This window comes from Ruegeria sp. BI11 (genome assembly GCF_056538005.1).
This window is the reverse complement of the sequence record NZ_JBQFSM010000008.1, coordinates 110,254-129,864: the sequence shown is the minus strand read 5'-3', so window position 1 is coordinate 129,864 and position 19,611 is coordinate 110,254. Positions and strand designations below refer to the sequence as shown.

Below are 19,611 nucleotides of genomic sequence, written 5' to 3'. Positions count from 1 at the left end.
CGGCTCCGAATTTTTTGCGCGGATCATTGCGGTTGGATCAACCGGTTGCAAGCGCCCTTTGATCATCGCGGCCCATGGCAATCAAAAATGGCTCGGCCTGTTGCAGCGCCTGAAACGCCGACTTGTCCGACATGCCCTTCCAATCGGCCAGAACCAGTGACTGAGCCACAGCACCACCCAAGGTCGCACCCGGGCCAGTGACAATGAACAGGTCCGGGGCGAACTCACGCGCGGCGGTCTGAATGGCGCGGGTGAAGTCATAGGCTTCGGTCACCTGATGACCTAAAGTATAATCCCACAGCGCTTGCGTATCAGTCGCGCCCGGCCACCAGATTTTGCCGCGTCCGTCGATCAGCGGGCGATCGGGCTGCGCAAACAGATCCGGTGCCAGTCGCGCGCGCCCTTCGGCAGCAACCGGCGCCTGTAAGGGCGTATGAAACGCTGCATGGTTCGCCAGCCGCATCGGAAAGCGTTCCTGTACGACGGGCTGAGAAGCTTCGAACGCCTTCAAGCCCGCTTCGTTCCCGGCCAGCACCAACATCCCGCCCAGATCAATCGACAGTGCCAGATCGCACCCGTCGGTTGCGTTAATCCGCGCGATGTCCGCCAGCAATTCGGCCTTGAGCGCCGGAGCGTCACGCCAATCATCACCGGTGTACGGATAGACAAGTTGCCCGCCGATCAGCTGCTCTTGCATCAGCGTGCCCATCGTGTTCACCACCCGAAAGCCATTCTGCGGCGACAGTGCACCTCCGACGGCAAGGGCGGTATACCAGCCCATCGAATTGCCAGTGACCGCGACGACCTCGATATCGTCTGCCAAAACCTGCGCGTCGGCCACGGAGGCCGCGTAGATCAAGGGCGAGGCCACATCCCCTCGCGAATATTTGGACATCGTGTAGCGGGCTGCACCATCCAAGGCGGTCACCGCGTCCTGCCCCTTCTCGGCGCGGATGGCGTCAAAGCTTTGGAATAGGTCCATCCGCTGCGCGTGATGGCGGTGCAGGTAGCCCAGCTCGGGCTTGTTATAGGTGCCCCGACCGGGACAGATGACAACGGCTGTGTGGGTCATTGGTGGCCTCCGGTCAGTTTCAACGCGGCGGCAACGATACCGTCCTTGGATGGCAGTGGTGCAGCATAAGCCGGACCGGTGGCGATAAAGCAATCCTCAGCCGCGACACGCGCGGTTGGTGTTTGGGGACTTTCTTCGGCGAAGAACGTCATCAGCGCCTCGGACTGGCTGCCGGTGCGGCGGCATTCATCTACGACCAGAACATGTGCGCAGGACTTGGCCGCCTCGCGCAGAGCATCGACTGGCAAAGGCGCCAGCCAGCGCATGTCTATAATGCGGGTCTTTATCCCGGCTGCGTCCAGTTCGGGCAGCGCCTGTTGCGAAAGGTAATGTCCGTTACCATAGGTCACGATGGCCAGGTCGGTGCCATCCCCGTGCACGCCGACCTCGCCCAGTGAGATACGTTGGTCCGGCGACGGATAGTTGGTCATCCATCCGCCATCTTGCGCGCCATGCAAATCACGCATCGGATAGAGCGCGATGGGTTCCAGAAACACCACCACCCGCTGTTCTTCACGCGCCAGCCGCACGCATTCGCGCAGCATCTGCGCCGCATCCGCGCCTGAGGATGGGCAGGCAATGATCACCCCCGGGATGTCACGCAGAACCGCCAGGGAATTGTCGTTGTGGAAATGCCCGCCGAAGCCTTTCTGATACCCCAGCCCCGCAATCCGCAGCACCATCGGGTTCGTGAACTGCCCGTTCGAAAAGAACGGCAGCGTCGCTGCCTCCCCCCTGATCTGATCCTCGGCGTTGTGCAGATAGGCCAGGAACTGAATCTCCGGTATCGGAATGAATCCGTTATGCCCCATACCAATCGCCAGCCCCAGAATGGATTGTTCGTCCAACAGCGTGTCGATCACCCGATCCGGGCCAAACCGCTGCTGCAGTTTCTGCGTAACCCCATAGACGCCTCCTTTGCGGCCCACGTCTTCGCCCATACAGACGAGCTCACCATGTTTCAGCATCAGATCGGTTAGCGCCCAGTTGATCAGACGGCTCATTGGCTGAGGGTCATTCATTGCCCGCAGATCGCCGCCAAAGGCGTTTGCGCGGGCCTCGACATCCGGGCCGTTGGTGTATTTGCAGGAGCGTTTCGGCGGGATCAGGCTGGCCACTACCTCGACGGCGTTGGACAAATGCGGACGGGTGGCAGCCTCGGCTGCGACACGGTCCGTGCGCGCGCAGGTGTCATTGTATATCTTCAACGCCTGATCCGGCTGTAGCGCGCCGGCTTGGTCCAGCAGACGCACAGTGTGCAACAGCGGATCGTTGGCCTCATCGGCCTCAACTTCGGCTTTTGACAGGTAGGTGGTCGGCACATCCGCCCCGGCGTGACCGTAGAGGCGCACGGTTTTCAGATGCAAGAAGGCGGGTTTGCGGCGGGTGCGCACATAATCGGCGGCTTCTTTCGCCACGGCGTAGGTCTCATAGACATCCAGCCCGTTGGCCTGGAAATATTTGATGCCCGGGCGATGCTCCATCGACGACTGAACCCAACCTTTCGGCGACTTCACCGAAATACCGATCCCGTTATCCTCGCAGACGAACAACAACGGCAACGGCGTCGATTGCACACTAGTCCATCCGGCGGTGTTGAACGCCCCCTGCGCAGTGGAGTGGTTGGCCGAGGCATCCCCAAATGAGCAAACCGCGATTCCGTCCATGGGCAACTCGCGATGTTCCGGATCATGCCGCCTCGCCGCGCCAAGGCTATAGGCCGCGCCCACTGCTTTGGGCAGATGGCTGGCGATAGTCGAGGTCTGCGGCGGGATCGTCAGTGCCTTTGATCCCAGCACCTTATGCCGGCCGCCCGACGTCGGGTCGTCTTTCGAACATGCAAAGCTGAGCAGCATGTCCCAGGCGATCTGCTGGCCCGGCACCTGCTCGGCCCGGGCAATCTGAAACGCCGCATCGCGGTAGTGCAGAAAGGCAATGTCGGTCGGGCGCAGCGCATGGGCGACGGCCGCCATCCCTTCGTGCCCCGACGAGCCTATCGTATAGAATCCCCGCCCCGCCTTCTGCATAGCACGGCTGGTGCGGTCCAGCGCGCGGCTGAGAACCTGCGACCGAAACAGCGACACCGCCTCGGGGTTGCCCAGACCCGGTCGGGGGGCGGCCCCTTCGGGCAAATCGCGCCGCGCGACTCGGGTCAGGAAATTCTCGTGAACGATCTGAGCGCGATCCATGGCCTGCTTCCTGATCCTCTCTGACTACAACTTGGGGCGATGCTCCAGCAGCACCCTCCTTTTCTTGCAGGCATTCGAGCGGAGAGGCAAAAGAAAGCCGCAAACTTCCCAGAAAAAACATCCGGTCCGACGCACAGGCTTGCAGACGCATACCCCCAAGAAATACCTGCATTTGTATCGGGCTGGCGCGCGGCAAAAGCCAGTGATATTCCTTCCGAAAGGTATGAGGATTTGTCATATGATCGCCCCGCGTCGCTTTCTGCCATCGATCCCGTCTTTGTTAGCGCTCGAAGCCGTCGACCGCCTTGGCAGCGCCTCTGCCGCCGCCGAAGAGCTGTCGCTGACCCAAAGCGCGATCAGCCGTCAGCTCAAATCGATGGAGGAGCAACTGGGCGTTGCCCTGATCCAGCGCAACCAGATGCGGCTGCATCTGACGCCTGCAGCAAAGGAATACGTGCAGGTCGCTCGTACGGCGTTAAACCAACTGGCGCAGGCGTCGCTGAAGCTCAAGGCCAACCCGACCGGCGGGTCGCTGAACCTGTCGATCCTGCCCGCCTTTGGCATGCATTGGCTAGCGCCCCGATTGCAGGATTTCGCCCGGCGCCACCCAGAGGTCACGGTAAACCTGAATACACGACTGCGACCTTTCGACTTTGACACCGAGCAATTCGACGCCGCGATTCACTTTGGCCAGCGTGACTGGGCAGGTATGAACTACCTACCTATCATGCGCGAGGATGTGGTGCCGGTATGCGCACCCGAATTGTTGCCCGATAACAGCGATGACATCGAATGGCTGACCAAAGCTCCCCTGCTGCATCTCGAGACACGCCCCGAAGCCTGGGAGAAATGGTTCGCCACCCAAGGTCATGAGGTATCCGGGACACAGGGAATGCTGTTCGATCAGTTCTCGACCATGGGGCAGGCAACCATTCATGGGCTGGGTGTGGCATTGCTCCCAAGCTATCTGATCGAGGCCGATCTGGCTGCCGGGCGGCTCTTCCCAGCGTGGCATGGCCCGGGGGTCAGCCTTGGGGATTTCTACCTTGTCTGGCCGCAGTCCCGGGCGGAATCTGAACCGCTCAGATCATTCCGGGATTGGCTACAAGACCAGATTGATCAGACCCCGGATACCTAGAACAGAGTTGCAAGGTGGCCCTGAGCGGCCTTTGGCCTTGCGTACTGCGGACGGCAGGGGGCCAGGCAAGCGCGGGCTGTGCCCGCGCTTGCCTGGCCCAACGGGAGGAGACGTTTCATCAGAAACATTGACGACGGGCGGGAGCGCCCGATCCAGTCAGGTATCCAGGGATCGGGCGATGAGTTCCTTCATGATCTCATTGGTGCCGCCATAGATCATCTGAACACGCGCATCCGCGTAAAGACGGGCAATCGGGTATTCCATCATAAAACCATACCCACCGAACAGCTGCAGGCATTCGTGCATGATTTCGTTCTGCACTTCCGACCCCCAGTATTTCACCATCGAGGCGGTTGCCGCATCCAGCGTGCCGGCCTCAAGCCGCGCGATACAATCATTGACGAAGCTGCGCAGAATCTCGGCCTTGGTCTTGCATTCGGCCAGTTTGAAGCGCGTGTTCTGGAAATCCATCACCCGTTGCCCAAAGGCCTTACGCTCTTGCGTGTATTTCACCGTCTCGGCGATGGCGAAATCTATTGCGCCCAGCGCCCCGATGCCAATCGTCAGGCGTTCCCATGGCAATTGGTTCATCATCTGATAGAAACCTTGCCCCTCTTCCGCGCCTAGAAGGTTGGTCATGGGCACCTTGACATCTTCAAAGAACAGCTCGGCCGTGTCATTGGCCTTCATTCCCAGTTTCTTGAGGTTGCGCCCTTTTCGGAACCCCTCGGCACTGTCGGTCTCAACTCCGATCAGGGAAACACCTTTTGAGCCCAACGCCTTGTCCGTCTTGCACGCAACAAGGATCAGGTCTGCCGACTGCCCGTTGGTTATGAAAATCTTGGACCCGTTCAGACGGTAAGAGTTCCCATCCTTGTCCGCAGTCGTACGAATGGCCTGCACATCCGACCCAGTTCCGGGTTCGGTCATGGCGAGGGCGCCAACCATCTCGCCCGAGGCCAGTTTTGGCAGCCAGTTCTGCTTTTGATCTTCGCTGCCATAGGCGTTGATGTAGTGGATGACGATAGATTGGATCGCATAGCCCCACCCGGAATCTCCGTGAGAGGATTGCGCGTACATCGTAACCGCATCAAATCCGACACCACCGCCCACACCGCCGTAACCCTCGGGGATTGCGCCCGCCATCAGACCCATGTTCCCGGCCTTACGCCACATGTCCCGGTCCACGACGCCATTTTCGATCCATTGGTCGATATTGGGAACCAGTTCATCCTCCATGAACCGATCCGCCATTTCGGCAAACATCCGGTGTTCTTCGGTTACCCAACTTGCGGTCGTAGTAAAAAGCGACATGCGGCGTTCTCCCCAATTCTGCCCTCGAACAAGGTAGCTTTGGTGTCAGCGCAATCCAATCCGCACAACGCGTTGCAACGTAACGTTCTTTTGAAAGATCACGCCAGCGCGGCGTCCAGCAGCACCTGAGCGACATCCTTTGCCTCTTGCGCAGGCTCGCAGGATTTCATGAACACAGCCGTAACAATCGCACCTTCCTGCAACAGCTGTATCCGACAGGCCAAATGTTCCGGATCGCGAGCTCCGGCTTTGCGTGCCAGATCGGTCAAATAATCCAATATGATCTGCTTGTGTTCAGCCGACTGCTTGTGGATCGGGTGATCACTCTCTTGATATTCCGCCCCGGCCTTAATGAACAGGCAACCGCGATACTGGTCCTCTTGGAACCATTCGCGCAGCACGTCAAAACTGGCCAGCAACTGACCGGCAGGGGTATCCGCAAGCTCCTGAATGCGGCGCAGGAAGTCCTCGCGAAAGGTTTCGTCCCGCAATCGCAGGGCAGCCAGAATCAATTCCTCTTTGGTGCGAAAATGTTTGTACATCGAGGTCTTGGACACACCCGTTTCCACCACCAGCTTATCCATTCCAGTGGCGTGAAACCCGTCACGATAAAAGACCTGTAAGGACTTGCGGACCAGTTCATCACGTTTGTTTGGGCGCATATTGCGGACTCCTGCGTGTACAGATCAGTACATAATGCCCCATAGCGCCTCCGACAACCATCCAGAGATTTTCCGAACATGCTGAAAAATTGCTTGCGAAAGCTTACTGATCGGTACACATTAGGCAAAAGATGTACCGATCAGTAAACCCGGAGCGATCAGATGAAACGCCATGTCAGCTTTTTCTCGCCGCAATACGTCCCCGTTCTGTTGACGCTGGCTATGATTGCAGCTGCCCTGACATAAAATCAGGCCACAACGAATACCCCAGTCCGTCTGCCTTAGGACTGTGAAAGGACACCACATGCCGCGCGCTTTCTCGGAACTGACATTTACCCCCACTGTCCTTGCGCATCAGGAACGGATGGGCTCGGCACGGGCCTACGCAAAATTCATTGAAGGCGGCCCGGTACAAGGTCATCAGATCGGCCCGGCCGAAAAGGCGTTTATCGAGGCACGCGACGGGTTCTATCAATCCACCGTTTCTGAAACCGGCTGGCCCTACGTCCAATATCGCGGCGGGCCAATTGGGTTTCTGAAGGTACTGGACTCGCAAACCATCGGATATGCCGATTTCACAGGCAACAAACAGTATATCTCGCGCGGGAACCTGGATGGAAACGACCGGATCGCCCTAATCCTGATGGATTATGCCAACCAGCGGCGCCTCAAGGTTCTGGGCCGCGCGGAATTCACCGAAGGCGCGGCCGCTGCGGCCGACCTCTATCCCAAAGGCGCCGAAGCCCCGGCCGAACGTGCCGCTATTATCCGGGTTGAGGCACTGGACTGGAATTGCCCGCAAAATATCACGCCCCGCTTCACCGAAGCCGAGTTACGCCCGCATTTGAATGCGCTTGGCCAACAATTGGCACAGTTGCAGGCCGAAAACGAACAGTTGAAGCAACAGCTGTCTCGACGGTCTTGACCCATTCCTGCCCGAAGCCATTTATGTGCCCAGATTTTTTGGAAATCTGACATGACCCCTTGACCTTCCCGTGACTGGAACCCTCATCTGGGGGGTGAAAGTCACGATAGGATGAGTCGGATGGCTGCACCGCAGACAATTCAGTTGAAAATTTCGGGCATGGGATGTGCCTCTTGTGTCGGTCGGGTGGAAACCGCGCTGCGGGATGTACCGGGCGTGTCTGACGCCTCGGTCAATTTTGCCACCGAAACCGCGCAGGTGACATATGACGGTCAGGTCAGCGGTTTGATCAACGCCCTGTCGAATACAGGATATCCCGCCGCAACGCGACAAACGACGCTGAAAATCGCTGGTATGAGCTGTGCCTCATGCGTGTCCCGGATAGAAAATACGCTGGAAGCTGATCCGGCAGTGGTCGACGCTCAGGTCAATCTGGCCACGGAAAGCGCGCAAGTCACTTATGTCGACGGCGCGACCGATCCTCAGATGCTGGCCAAACGCTGTGAAGAGGTCGGGTATCCTGCGCGCGTGGCAGACACAGCCGAACCCCAGACCGATCAGGGCAAAGCAGAAGAGGCTCACGCGCTGACCCGCGCCACCGTGTTGGCCGCCATCTTGGCCCTGCCCGTGTTCGTGTTGGAGATGGGCGGCCATATGATCCCGGCCTTTCATCACTGGGTGCAGGCCAGCATTGGCCCGCAAAACAGCCATCTGATCCAGTTCGCGCTGACCTCGGTGCTGTTGCTGGGGCCGGGACGTGTTTTCTACGTCAAAGGAATCCCTTCGCTGCTGCGTGGATCGCCGGATATGAATGCACTTGTGGCTTTAGGCACGGGGGCGGCTTACCTGTTCTCGGTCACGGCCACTTTTGCGCCGCGGATCTTGCCGCAGGGCAGCGCCAATGTGTATTTCGAAGCAGCTTCGGTCATCGTGGTCCTCATCCTGCTAGGCCGGGTGATGGAGGCCCGTGCCAAAGGCAGGACAGGTGCTGCGATCCGCAAACTGGTGGGGTTGCAGCCCAAAACCGCGCGGGTCGAGATGGATGGCACGTTCGTCGACCGCCCGATCACCGATATTACTGTTGGGAGTATTCTTCAGATCCGCCCGGGTGAGCGGGTTCCGGTAGATGGGGAAGTGCTTGAGGGCACCTCATACGTGGATGAAAGCATGATCACAGGTGAACCGGTTCCAGTGGGCAAATCCCCAGCCGATCAGGTCGTTGGAGGCACGGTCAATGGCACTGGTGCATTGCGAATTCGCGCTAAGCGGGTTGGGGCCGATACAGTGCTGGCGCAGGTCATTCGGATGGTCGAACAGGCGCAAGGCGCCAAGCTGCCGATTCAGGGGCTGGTCGACCGTATCACCGCGTGGTTCGTACCGGTAGTCATCACGGTCGCGCTGCTGACGATATTGGTCTGGCTGATCTTTGGCCCCACGCCTGCACTGCCGATGGCGTTGGTCACTGGGGTCTCGGTCCTGATCATTGCCTGCCCCTGCGCGATGGGGTTGGCGACGCCGACCTCGATCATGGTGGGAACCGGGCGCGCGGCTGAGCTGGGCGTATTGTTCCGCAAAGGCGATGCATTGCAGCAACTGCAGCAAGCCAGGGTCATCGCACTGGACAAGACCGGAACCCTGACCCTGGGGCGACCCGAGTTGGAGAGCGTCACCACAGTGAACGGCTTTGATCGCGACGCCGTTCTGCGGATGGCCGCTGCGGTTGAGGCGCAGTCAGAACACCCCATCGCCACCGCAATTACCCGCGCAGGTCCCACGGATCTGCCCGCAATATCGACGTTTGAATCCCTCACCGGGCTGGGCGTTCGTGCGAAGGTCGAAGGACACGATCTGTTGATCGGCTCCCCTCGTTTGATGGCGCAGAATGGGGTGGATCTAAGCACGCTGACGGCAGAGGCCGACCAACGCGCCAGTGAAGGTGCCACACCTCTGTTCGTCGCTGTTGACGGCCAGGCCGCAGCACTGCTTACGGTGTCAGATCCGGTGAAGCCCGGCACGCAGGACGCGTTGGAAAGATTGCACGCGATGGGTCTGAAACTGGCGATGGTGACCGGTGACAACGCTCGCACCGCGCAAGCGCTGGCCGACCGGCTGGGCATTGACCATGTCACGGCCGAGGTCATGCCCGACGGCAAACTGGCCGCCATAACCGCGCTGCGCGAACAATTCGGAACGCTGGCTTTTGTTGGAGATGGCATCAATGATGCTCCGGCCCTGGCTGCAGCCGATATCGGCGTGGCAATCGGCACCGGTACCGATGTGGCGATTGAAACCGCGGACGTGGTGCTGATGTCCGGTGATCTGCGCGGTGTGGCTAATGCGGTCGAGATCAGCCGGCGCACCATGCGCAACATCCGCCAGAACCTCGGCTGGGCCTTTGGTTACAACATCCTGCTGATCCCTGTGGCCGCCGGGATGCTGTACCCGTTCAGCGGGCATCTATTATCCCCCGCCCTCGCCGCTGGAGCGATGGCGTTATCCAGCGTCTTCGTGGTATCGAACGCGCTGCGCTTGCGGCGTGTCCGGGCCGCACTGCCCGAAACACCTCAAGATCATAATTCCCATACGGTGACCCCATGAATATCGGAGACGTTGCATCCCAAACCGGCCTGCCTGCCAAGACGATCCGGTATTACGAGGATATCGGCCTGATCAAACCCGTGCGTGACGACAACGGCTATCGCCGGTTCCGCGAACAAGATGTGCACAAGCTAAACTTTCTGGGCCGTGCCCGCGCGCTGGGGTTCACGATCGAGGATTGCCGCACGCTGATGGCGCTCTATGAGGACGAAACCCGCGCCAGCGCCGATGTCAAAAAGGTTGCACGCGCGCACCTGGTGCAGATCGAAACCAAGATCGCCGATCTCAACGCGATGCGCGACACGCTGGGCCATTTGATCGACGCCTGCGCCGGGGATGACCGGCCCGATTGTCCGATCCTGCAGGATTTGGGCGGTAAGCCCTGACACGGGGTTGCTCTTTGGGCGCGGCTTTGCTTTGTCTCTGCCTGACAATCCGGCCTGCCGAATGAATTGAGCCGGACAACAGAAAGGATCACCATATGGCAAAAGTTGCGTTTCTGGGTCTGGGCGTCATGGGCTATCCAATGGCCGGTCACTTGCAAGCGGCGGGTCATGAGGTGACCGTATACAATCGCACTGCGGCAAAGGCAGAAGCCTGGGTTGCCCAACACGGCGGCGCGATGGCAACCACTCCAAAAGAGGCCGCACAAGGCGCGGAATTCGTCATGGCCTGCGTCGGCAATGATGATGATCTGCGGATGATTTGCACGGACGAAGATGGCGCCTTTCACGGCATGGCTAAAGGTGCGATTTTCGTCGATCACACAACCGTTTCCGCCACAGTGACTCGTGAGCTTTATGCGGCTGGCCAAGGCAAGGGTATCGCGTTTGTGGACGCCCCGATCTCGGGCGGTCAGGCGGGGGCCGAGAATGGTGTCTTGTCAATCATGTGCGGCGGTGATCAGGCGGCTTATGATGCGGCCGAACCGATCATGCAGGTCTATTCCAAAATCTGCCGCCGGATCGGCGACAGCGGCGCCGGTCAGTTGACCAAGATGTGCAACCAGATTGCCATTGCCGGTCTGGTTCAGGGCCTGAGCGAAGCGCTGCATTTCGCCGAGAAAGCCGGGCTGGACGGACGGTCCGTTGTCGAAGTGATCAGTCAGGGCGCCGCAGGAAGCTGGCAGATGGCAAACCGCTTTGAAACCATGCTGGACGATCATTTCGAGCATGGTTTCGCGGTTGACTGGATGCGCAAGGATCTGGGGATTTGCCTTGAGACGGCAGACGACACCGGGGCGTCTCTGCCGGTGACGGCGCTGGTCGATCAATTCTACAAGGATGTGCAAAAGCTGGGTGGTGGACGGTGGGATACGTCCTCGCTGTTCAAGCGGCTGCGCGCGCTGGACTGACGACATTGGGGGCTTTCCGCCCCCTTTTGACCCGTTGGGCCACATGAAAGGTATTCCGGTGAAAATTGGACAGGGAAGCGTATGAGCGACTTGACTGCATTCTGGGCGAATGCCCTGCGCGCCCATTGGGGGCTGGACGCCAAGCTGACGCGGCTGGATGGCGAATATGATCTGAACTTTTTGGTTCGGGCCACCAATGGTCAGGATTTTGTGCTGAAAGTCATGCGCCCCGGGTGCGAGGCCGAGTTCGTTGATCTGCAAATCAAGGCTTTAGCCCATATCGCGGGTGAGGCGCCGGGGCTGCCGTTCCCTCAGATGTATCCGGACCTGAATGGAGCGATGCTGCCAGAGATTGCCGATCAGCAGGGTCAGATGCGGCTGGTCTGGTTGCTCGAATGTTTGCCCGGGCAATGTTACGCCAAGGCCGCACCTAAATCTGAGGCTTTGATCCTGAAACTAGGCCGTGTTTTGGGAGCGACCGACAAGGCGTTGGAGCGCTTTGCCCATGACGGGCTGCATCGCGCTGATTTCAAATGGGACTTGACGCAGGCTGGTTGGGTCGCTGACCGACTGGATGTAATCCCCGATCCTACACGCCGAGCGTTGCTGTCTGGGATTTGCGATAAGTTCGCGGCGATCTCGGGTGCGTTGGCGGGGTTGCCGAAACAGGCCATCCACAACGACGCCAACGACTATAACATTCTGGTCGAAGGTGAATTGGGTCAACGGCAGAGTATCTCGGGCCTGATAGATCTGGGCGATATGTGCGCCGCGCCGCGCATCTGTGATCTGGCGATTGCGGGGGCCTATATCGCTCTGGATCACCCCAAACCGGAACGCGCGCTTGCCGCCCTTGTGCGGGGCTACCACGCGGCCAATCGACTGCGTCCTGATGAGATTGATCTGATCTGGCCCTTGCTGCGGATGCGGCTTGCGGTGTCCGTCGTGAACTCGACCCTGATGGCGGCCGAGAACCCGGACGATCCTTATGTGACTATCAGTCAGACCCCCGCCTGGCGGTTCCTTGAAAATGCAGCCGTGAATGGCGACCTGATGGCGGCCCGTCTGCGAACGGCCTGTGGTTTGCCAGTCACCGGCGGGGCCGAGCGCATTCATGCCTATCTGTCCGAACATCGCGGGCAGTTCGCGCAGATGTTCGACCACGACCTGAGCAATGTACCCATGGGGTCGCTGTCGGTTGAAAACTCGACATGGCCACAAAACCCTTTCCATATGCCGCTGGAAGAAGCCGCACGGGTGGGTGAGGAATTCGGCGAAGGCCTGTGGCTGGGCTATTACAACGAACCCCGCCTGATCTATGCCGAACCCGGGTTCCGCAAGGGGCCGTGGAAGGCCTCGGACCGGCGCACCGTGCATCTGGCGGTGGATGTGTTTGCACCGGCGGGCACCGTGTTACATTCGCCGATGAGTGGCCGGGTCGAAGCGGTCGAGATTCGCGACGCCCATCTGGATTATGGTGGCGTGGTGATCCTGCATCATGAAACGCCCGAAGGTGATCCGTTCTATACACTCTACGGTCATCTGGACCCCGAGGTCTGCGACCGGTTGAAACCGGGCGATCCGGTCGCGCAAGGCGCGGCATTTGCCCGGTTGGGGGACGCCAGCCAGAATGGTGGTTGGGCCCCGCATGTGCATTTCCAGCTGGCCTTGACCACAGACGGAATGCAGACCGACTGGCCCGGTGTCGGCGACCCGGATGAGATGGAGCTTTGGCACGCCGTCTGCCCCAACCCTGCGGCGCTGCTGAACCTGCCGGACGAGAAAGTGTTCTATCGCCCCACCGACAAACAGGCGATCCTGCAGGGGCGGAACGATCATTTCGGTGGCAACCTCAGCCTGACCTATGATGATCCGGTCATGCTGGTACGCGGCTGGAAGCATCACCTGTTCGACGAATGGGGGCGGCCCTATCTGGACGCCTATAACAACGTGCCCCATGTAGGCCACGCGCATCCGCGAATTCAGGCTGTGGCGGCGGATCAACTCAAGCGGATGAATTCAAACACCCGCTATCTGCACCCGGCGCAAACGGCCTTTGCCGACAAGGTGCTGTCGAAACTGCCGGATCATTTCGAGGTCTGCTTCTTCGTCAATTCAGGCACCGAAGCCAACGAATTGGCCCTGCGTCTGGCCCGCGCCCATACCGGCGCCAAGGGGATCGTAACGCCCGATCACGGCTATCACGGCAACACCAACGCCGCTGTTGCGATCTCGGCCTATAAGTTCAACAAACCCGGCGGTGTCGGTCAGGCCGATTGGGTCGAGGTGGTCGAGGTGGCCGACGACTATCGCGGATCGTTCAAACGCAATGATCCAGACCGCGCTCAGAAATACGCGGATTTAGTTGATCCGGCGATTGCAGCCCTACAGGGCAAGGGGCAAGGTGTGGCAGGTTTCATCGCCGAGACCTTCCCCTCGGTCGGTGGACAGATCATTCCGCCCCAAGGCTATCTGCCAGCGGTTTATGAAAAAATCCGCGCGGCGGGAGGCGTTTGTATCGCGGATGAGGTTCAGACCGGGCTTGGGCGACTTGGTGATTACTATTTCGGCTTTGAACATCAGGGCGCGCTGCCGGACATCGTTGTCATGGGCAAACCCATCGGCAACGGCCATCCGCTGGGCGTGCTGGTTACGACCAAGGAAATCGCCCAAAGCTTTGACAATGGGATCGAATTCTTCTCGACCTTTGGTGGCTCGACCCTGTCCTGCCGGATTGGCAAAGAGGTGCTGGACATCGTCGATGACGAGGGTTTGCAGGAGAACGCCCGCGAGATGGGTGCACGCCTGATGGACGGGCTGCGAAAGCTCGAAACCGATTTCGGATGCGTTGGCGATGTGCGCGGGATGGGTTTGTTCCTTGGGGTTGAACTGATCAACCCGGATGGGTCAGAAGGCACCGATATCTGCAAATACGTCAAGAACCGGATGCGCGATCATCGCATTCTGATCGGCAGCGAAGGGCCCAAGGACAATATCCTGAAAATCCGTCCACCACTGACGATCGAGGCCGAGGATGTTGACATGATCCTCTGGGCGCTGCGGGATGTTCTGACCGAGGTAGGCGACTTTGCCCCCGTCCCTGCCATCGATCACCATGACCATCATGCCGGATGCGGATGTTGCTGAAATAAATAAACCCCGGCACGAGGGTGGCCGGGGTTTCGCGCTTGGCTGCTGCTTAATGCAGCAGGGCGGCGGGGGGTTGGTGCCCGGTCGTGGGCAGCGAAACTGACGCGGTCATGCGACGCAACGCCAGTCCCAGTTCTTCGGACAGTGAGGCCAGAGCGGGAGCAAAGTCCGGCCGTACAAGCAGGGACGCCATCATCATCGCGTCTTCGCGGGATCCTTCCGAGGCCGCGGCGATCATCTGAGCAAAGCAATTTTCGTCAGCGCCCAGACAGGAGCACCCTAACCCGTGTCGGATAAGCGGGCGGCGCCCGTGATGGGCGCACAGCGCACACAGACGGTCAAGTGACACCATCGCGGCGCGCCCACATTCTGAGCCCAAGGCGATTTCGAAATCACTGGCGGCGTCCGCGCGGCCCTGTGCCCCGTCACCCCAAAGTCGTAGGTACATCACGGCACCGGCTTCAACAGGGCTCAGGTCTGAAAGACGGCCAACGGTCGCCCCGCCCCGAGAGGAAGGAGCGCTCATTTCGTCAGGATCAACTTGCCGGCGCGGGTAATGCGCAGCGTGTACAGCTGGTCGCCCAATTCGATATGGGCCAGGTTGCCGCCTTTGGTCAGTTCTTCGGCCTTGTGGGATGGCAGCATGGAGACAGCATAGGATTGGCTGGGATTCGGGGTCTGCATATTCATCAGGACAACTCCAGAAGGGGGCTCAGGCGAAATGCCTTAATCTGTTCGCGTTTCACTTAATCTGGCTGACCCTGACAGGGGTTGGCTGTGGTCTTGAACTATAATCTGATTAAATTAGTCAGGTATGTCAAGTCCCGTTCTGGTAAATTCTCCAAACCTCCGCGATTGCGCCGAAAATTCAGGCAGGGTACGACTTTCGCGAGAACTCAAGCTACGGGGGCAGCCAATGGCCGCGACAATCATGTTCGACTTGGACGGAACGCTGGTGGACAGCCTTCCTGATCTAGCCGCAGCCGCAAACAAAATGTTGCGTGACACCGGCGTCGCGCCCCTGCCGCAGGACCAGATCAAACAGTTTGTGGGCAACGGCCTTCCAAAACTGGTCGAACGTGTGATTCTGCATTGCGATCTGTCGATGGACCAACATGCAGACCTGACCCGGCTGACGCTCGCGCATTACAACGCCGCCTCCAGCGATAAAACCGTTGTCTACCCCGGCGTTAAGCAGGCGTTGGAACAACTGCGTGACATGGGCTGCGTTCTGGGGGTCTGCACCAACAAACCCGAAGCCCCTGCGCGCCATGTGCTCGAGGCGATGGGGCTTGCATCTCATTTCGATGCCGTCCTAGGCGGTGACAGTTTGAACACCCGCAAGCCCGACCCCGCCCATCTTGAGGCCAGCTTTGCTGCCGTCACTATGGCCGGGCCGCAGCTGTTCGTCGGCGACAGCGAGGTAGATGCCGAAACTGCCCAGCGCGCGCAGGTGCCGTTTTTGCTGTTCACGGAAGGTTACCGAAAATCACCGGTCGCTGACATTCCGCACACCGCCAGCTATGGCCAATCGTCCGAATTGCCCACGCTGGTCTCGCAAGTGCTGCAATCGCAGGAACAACGCGCCTGAGAGTGATTAAACGAGGGAGGATTGAAACGGGTCGTGGCCGGTAACTGAGGGGCCGGCCGAGGGGGTAAGTAGCCAGCCCCTCACAGGGGAAAAGTGGTATCGTCCGAATGACCCGTTCGATACAGAACAATTAACGAATCGGCCTGAGTTTCGAAATAGGGGGTTTCCCGTAGCGCCCCGGACAGCGTTGAAATCACAGTTAATTTTTTCTCGTTTTTTGGGCACCCAGCATCCTATCGCTGCAACTGCAAATTCAAGTGTTGCCTGTCTGCGGATAATTCATGTGGACAGGCGTGTTTGACGACCATTTTCCACTTCAGCAAAGCCCAACCCGAATGCACCCCTGCCAGTCTCAAAGAAATTAAGTCACGATGTGAGAAATCTCTCTGCCCGACAAGTGTTTATCTAAGATGTTCCAGCGCCGAATCTTAGGCGCGTGCAATGTCAGCATAACCTGGCCCGTTCGCTAGTGATTGGGCTGATCCGGGGAAGGTTATTCCATGGGTCAGACCGCAATCACCTTTCGCCAGGTTGCACCCGGTCTCATGCAAGAATGACCGGGCGCGCAAACATCGAAGAGAATCGGATGGGCGCTTCAGTACCCCGCCGTAAAAAAGGACTGTTTGAATTTCGCGTTCTGTGCTTCGTCCAGCAAGGCCACCGCAAAATCCTCCATCGAGATTTCCGACCGACCGTTTTTGTCGATCAGAAGGGTATCGGTACCAACTCTGTACTTACCGAGACGTTCGCCAGGACGTAATAGCGCTGAGGGGCTTGCATAAGTCCAATCTGCGTCGACATTGCCATGGCACAATTCAGCTTGCGCGAACGAAGCGCGCGCGGTCGGGACAATGCTGTCGGGCAGAAAATCTGGATCGGAAAGGACGGTGTGTGGGCTTCCGTTTGGCAAACGCAAACGCGCCGCACCACCCACGATAATGACCCGAATGCCAGCAAGTGAAGCACCATCAACAATCGACTTTGTGAGGGCAACAACCTCGCCCTCTCGACCGCTCGGCGTTCGAAGAGAGCTTATCGCGACATCATGACCTGACATCACGGCAACAACGGCTGATGGATCGGTGAGGTTGACAACATGGCCGAATACGTCGCCGGGAAGTTTTTCGAGAGCTGCTTGATTTCTGACAACCGCAGAGACTTCGTGACCCCGTTCGATAGCTTCGGTGACAATGCGTGAACCGACAGCGCCTGTAGCGCCAAAAATAATTAGTTTCATTGCGTTACCTTTTGGTTTGGGTGTTGAGTTACGTCACTTGAAAGGGTGCGGCGAAACGATCTGGGAGTCGTTTGTCCGAGGCAAATCGCCGAAAGAACTATGCCCGCTCCGATGATTTGCCAGAATGTGAGGCTCTGCCCCAAAAGGGTCCACCCGATCAGGACAGCAGACAACGGGCTAAGGAAACCAAGCGTTGATACCGCCGCAGGGTCGATGCGAGCAATACCCCGGAACCACAAGATGTAAGATAGCGAAGCTCCTAACAAACCCAGATAGCTAATCCCAGCGAGGTTCCGAGCAGTCAGAGTTGGCAAAGGCGGCTCAAACATGAGTGCAAGCGGCACGAGTAGCACGCCCCCTACTGTAAGCTGCCAGGCAGTAAACGTCAGCAATGGGACTGGCGGTTGCCACTTGCGGGTCAGTACCGTGCCCGCACCCATCGAAACCGCACCGGCAACCCCTGCGACCAACCCGACCGGGTCTAGCGTCCCACCGGCCCCCATAACCAGCAGACCGACTCCGGCAATACCCAGCAACGCAGCAACGATTGAGGACATTCCAATTTTGGTTCCCAGCAGTATCGACGCTAGAAAAATCACGATAAGAGGCTGAATTGCGCCAACAGTCGCGGCGACACCACCCGGAAGCCGGTAAGCCGCCACAAAGAGAAATGCCCAAAACAGGGTAAAGTTGAGCGCGCCGAGCACAAAGATACGAACCCACCATACCCCGTGAGGCAATCGACGGGACAGCAGAAGCAGCAATAGACCGGCCGGCAAAGCGCGCAGCGCGGCCATTGTGATAGGATACCCGTCCGGCAGGAATTCAGTCGTTACAAAGTATGTACTGCCCCAAATAAGGGGCGCCAGGGCGGTCAAGACGATGTCAAAACGATGTCTCATAACGATTCCTTATTTATCTTGACGTCAAGATATAAGCATAAATCTTGACGTCAAGATAAAATTGGACTACCTGTGTCGCCATGGATCACGTGGACCTCATCATCAAGCAATGGAACACCGCACGGCCCGACCTTGATGTCGGGCCCATGGAAACCATTGGTCGCCTGTCCCGCATCGCATTTGAATTGCGAAAAGGGATGGAAAAAACTTGGAAATTGCATGGTCTTAACGCCGCCAGCTTTGACGTGCTAGCGACGCTGAGAAGATCAGGAAAACCGGAAGGGTTGTCTCCAGGAGAGCTTCTTGATTTGACGATGGTTACGTCCGGGACGATGACCAATCGCGTGGATCAGCTTATCAAATCAGGTTTGGTGGAACGTGTATCAAACCCGGACGATGGGCGGGGCTTTCTTATTCGTCTTACCGAAAGAGGACTTTCGACGATTGATGCCGCAGTCAGTGATCACGTCAAGACACAGCACCGTCTGATGGGTGGTTTGCCTGACGAAAAAAGAACCGAGCTAAACTGTCTCCTGAAAACTCTTGCAGCAGCATTGAAGTAGCTACTAATCGGACAGTTAGCCAAGTGTTCATTTAGCCGATTGCGGACCAAGGTGGCACAGGCTGCCAACGTACGTTTCTCGAATTTTGGTGCACGGATTTCGCGATCTATGGCCTCACCCTTCGTTCCCGGTAACAGAGAGAATCCGCACTCATTTTTCAAAAGGCTTTCAGTTATGGCGTGAACTGATTGGGAAAAATGGACCGCAGCACATAATGGCAGACTTTTAAGGCATCGCCAACTTCAAACGAATCTGAATGCAAGTGGAAATCGGTCCAAAGCCCCTCAAGCAAAGCAATAAGCGCGTCAGTAGCAAGCTGCGGATCACTGTCCTCGCTACCGGTTTCATCCCTGATACGCGTGCATAGCTCAAGGATAGTTTCTCGAAAGCCCTGCTCTCTCGAATCAATAAACGGGTAGATGTCTGGATTGGACAGCGCCTCTGCCCTGAAAGCGAACCAAATCGCTACATCGCGCGCATTCAGAACAAAAGGATCGAAATCCGCCTCGATTATTCGAAGCAGCTTTTCCGTTGAGCTCAGCTTTGGGTCTTCCGCAATCGTTTTCCACTGTCCTGCATAGCGCGCCGACAACTCCTCGGCCACGGCAAGAAGCAGCTTTTCCTTGGAGCCAAAGTGCAGGTTCACCATTCCCCGCGACAATCCCGATAATTCCTGGATTCTTGCCGAAGTGATTCCTCGAATTCCGAATTTATGAATGGCGTCTGCAGCTGCCTGAAGCAGTTGCTGCCGGTTCTGCAACTTGCTCAGATCTCGGGCGTTAGATGGGGTTTGGTGTTCGGCGGTAATTTTATTTTCCTTCGCTTGGCGTTTGTTTCTTGTCTTCTCGCATCTAGGCCAACGGAAGTTCAAGGATTGACACTGAATGAACAATCATTCATTTTGTGATAAATGTTA

17 protein-coding genes are annotated in these 19,611 nt (G+C 58.2%); 8 read left to right on the top strand and 9 right to left on the bottom strand.

Annotation, left to right across the window (positions count from 1 at the left end; translation table 11 throughout):
* Nucleotides 1-37: 37 nt before the first annotated feature.
* Complete coding sequence (locus ACR0DT_RS17185) at nt 38-1,072, bottom strand: ACP S-malonyltransferase (RefSeq protein WP_480711930.1); 1,035 nt, start codon at nt 1,070-1,072, stop codon at nt 38-40.
* Nucleotides 1,069-3,261 carry a dehydrogenase E1 component subunit alpha/beta gene (locus ACR0DT_RS17180; RefSeq protein ID WP_480711929.1) on the bottom strand — a complete coding sequence of 731 codons (2,193 nt, stop codon included), beginning with the start codon at nt 3,259-3,261 and terminating at the stop codon, nt 1,069-1,071. Before ACR0DT_RS17180 ends, ACR0DT_RS17185 begins: the two co-directional genes overlap by 4 nt.
* A 238-nt stretch (nt 3,262-3,499) precedes the next feature.
* Between ACR0DT_RS17180 and ACR0DT_RS17175 the strand changes: the two genes are divergently transcribed.
* Nucleotides 3,500-4,399 (top strand): LysR substrate-binding domain-containing protein, encoded by a 900-nt coding sequence (locus ACR0DT_RS17175; protein ID WP_480711928.1) that lies wholly within the window; start codon nt 3,500-3,502, stop codon nt 4,397-4,399.
* 156 nt (nt 4,400-4,555) lie between these two features.
* Here ACR0DT_RS17175 and ACR0DT_RS17170 read toward each other — a convergent pair whose 3' ends face one another.
* Entirely contained in the window at nt 4,556-5,713 is a 1,158-nt protein-coding gene (locus ACR0DT_RS17170; protein WP_480711927.1) for an acyl-CoA dehydrogenase family protein, read from the bottom strand.
* Between the two features lie 98 nt (nt 5,714-5,811).
* Nucleotides 5,812-6,375: a TetR/AcrR family transcriptional regulator gene (locus ACR0DT_RS17165; RefSeq protein ID WP_480711926.1), complete on the bottom strand. Its 564-nt coding sequence runs from the start codon at nt 6,373-6,375 to the stop codon at nt 5,812-5,814.
* 304 nt (nt 6,376-6,679) lie between these two features.
* Between ACR0DT_RS17165 and ACR0DT_RS17160 the strand changes: the two genes are divergently transcribed.
* The 5 genes from ACR0DT_RS17160 (at nt 6,680) to ACR0DT_RS17140 (ending at nt 14,399) form a co-directional block, all read left to right on the top strand.
* Nucleotides 6,680-7,300: a pyridoxamine 5'-phosphate oxidase family protein gene (locus ACR0DT_RS17160; RefSeq protein WP_480711925.1), complete on the top strand. Its 621-nt coding sequence runs from the start codon at nt 6,680-6,682 to the stop codon at nt 7,298-7,300.
* A gap of 120 nt (nt 7,301-7,420) precedes the next feature.
* The gene (locus ACR0DT_RS17155) at nt 7,421-9,898 is read left to right on the top strand and encodes a heavy metal translocating P-type ATPase (RefSeq protein WP_480711924.1); all 2,478 of its coding nucleotides are present in this window, start codon (nt 7,421-7,423) and stop codon (nt 9,896-9,898) included.
* Nucleotides 9,895-10,284: a Cu(I)-responsive transcriptional regulator gene (gene cueR, locus ACR0DT_RS17150; protein WP_480711923.1), complete on the top strand. Its 390-nt coding sequence runs from the start codon at nt 9,895-9,897 to the stop codon at nt 10,282-10,284. The genes ACR0DT_RS17155 and cueR overlap by 4 nt, the downstream gene beginning before the upstream one ends.
* A gap of 95 nt (nt 10,285-10,379) precedes the next feature.
* Entirely contained in the window at nt 10,380-11,252 is an 873-nt protein-coding gene (locus ACR0DT_RS17145; RefSeq protein WP_480711922.1) for an NAD(P)-dependent oxidoreductase, read from the top strand.
* Between the two features lie 81 nt (nt 11,253-11,333).
* Nucleotides 11,334-14,399: an aminotransferase class III-fold pyridoxal phosphate-dependent enzyme gene (locus ACR0DT_RS17140; protein ID WP_480711921.1), complete on the top strand. Its 3,066-nt coding sequence runs from the start codon at nt 11,334-11,336 to the stop codon at nt 14,397-14,399.
* A gap of 52 nt (nt 14,400-14,451) precedes the next feature.
* Here ACR0DT_RS17140 and ACR0DT_RS17135 read toward each other — a convergent pair whose 3' ends face one another.
* Both ACR0DT_RS17135 and hemP read right to left on the bottom strand, forming a co-directional pair.
* Nucleotides 14,452-14,928 (bottom strand): hypothetical protein, encoded by a 477-nt coding sequence (locus ACR0DT_RS17135; RefSeq protein WP_480711920.1) that lies wholly within the window; start codon nt 14,926-14,928, stop codon nt 14,452-14,454.
* Nucleotides 14,925-15,092 (bottom strand): hemin uptake protein HemP, encoded by a 168-nt coding sequence (gene hemP / locus ACR0DT_RS17130; RefSeq protein WP_082643681.1) that lies wholly within the window; start codon nt 15,090-15,092, stop codon nt 14,925-14,927. The genes ACR0DT_RS17135 and hemP overlap by 4 nt, the downstream gene beginning before the upstream one ends.
* A 226-nt stretch (nt 15,093-15,318) precedes the next feature.
* Here hemP and gph point away from each other — a divergent pair, with 226 nt between their 5' ends.
* Nucleotides 15,319-15,993, top strand: a complete 675-nt coding sequence (gene gph / locus ACR0DT_RS17125) for a phosphoglycolate phosphatase (RefSeq protein WP_480711919.1) — start codon at nt 15,319-15,321, stop codon at nt 15,991-15,993.
* Between the two features lie 595 nt (nt 15,994-16,588).
* On the opposite strand, the gene ACR0DT_RS17120 is transcribed toward gph, so the two are convergent.
* Complete coding sequence (locus ACR0DT_RS17120) at nt 16,589-17,230, bottom strand: NAD(P)-dependent oxidoreductase (RefSeq protein ID WP_480711918.1); 642 nt, start codon at nt 17,228-17,230, stop codon at nt 16,589-16,591.
* The gene (locus ACR0DT_RS17115) at nt 17,227-18,132 is read right to left on the bottom strand and encodes an EamA family transporter (protein WP_480711917.1); all 906 of its coding nucleotides are present in this window, start codon (nt 18,130-18,132) and stop codon (nt 17,227-17,229) included. Before ACR0DT_RS17115 ends, ACR0DT_RS17120 begins: the two co-directional genes overlap by 4 nt.
* A gap of 80 nt (nt 18,133-18,212) precedes the next feature.
* Between ACR0DT_RS17115 and ACR0DT_RS17110 the strand changes: the two genes are divergently transcribed.
* Nucleotides 18,213-18,695 (top strand): MarR family winged helix-turn-helix transcriptional regulator, encoded by a 483-nt coding sequence (locus tag ACR0DT_RS17110; protein WP_480711916.1) that lies wholly within the window; start codon nt 18,213-18,215, stop codon nt 18,693-18,695.
* Nucleotides 18,696-18,867: 172 nt separating this feature from the next.
* Here ACR0DT_RS17110 and ACR0DT_RS17105 read toward each other — a convergent pair whose 3' ends face one another.
* The gene (locus tag ACR0DT_RS17105; protein ID WP_480711915.1) at nt 18,868-19,566 is read right to left on the bottom strand and encodes a TetR/AcrR family transcriptional regulator; all 699 of its coding nucleotides are present in this window, start codon (nt 19,564-19,566) and stop codon (nt 18,868-18,870) included.
* Nucleotides 19,567-19,611: the final 45 nt, after the last annotated feature.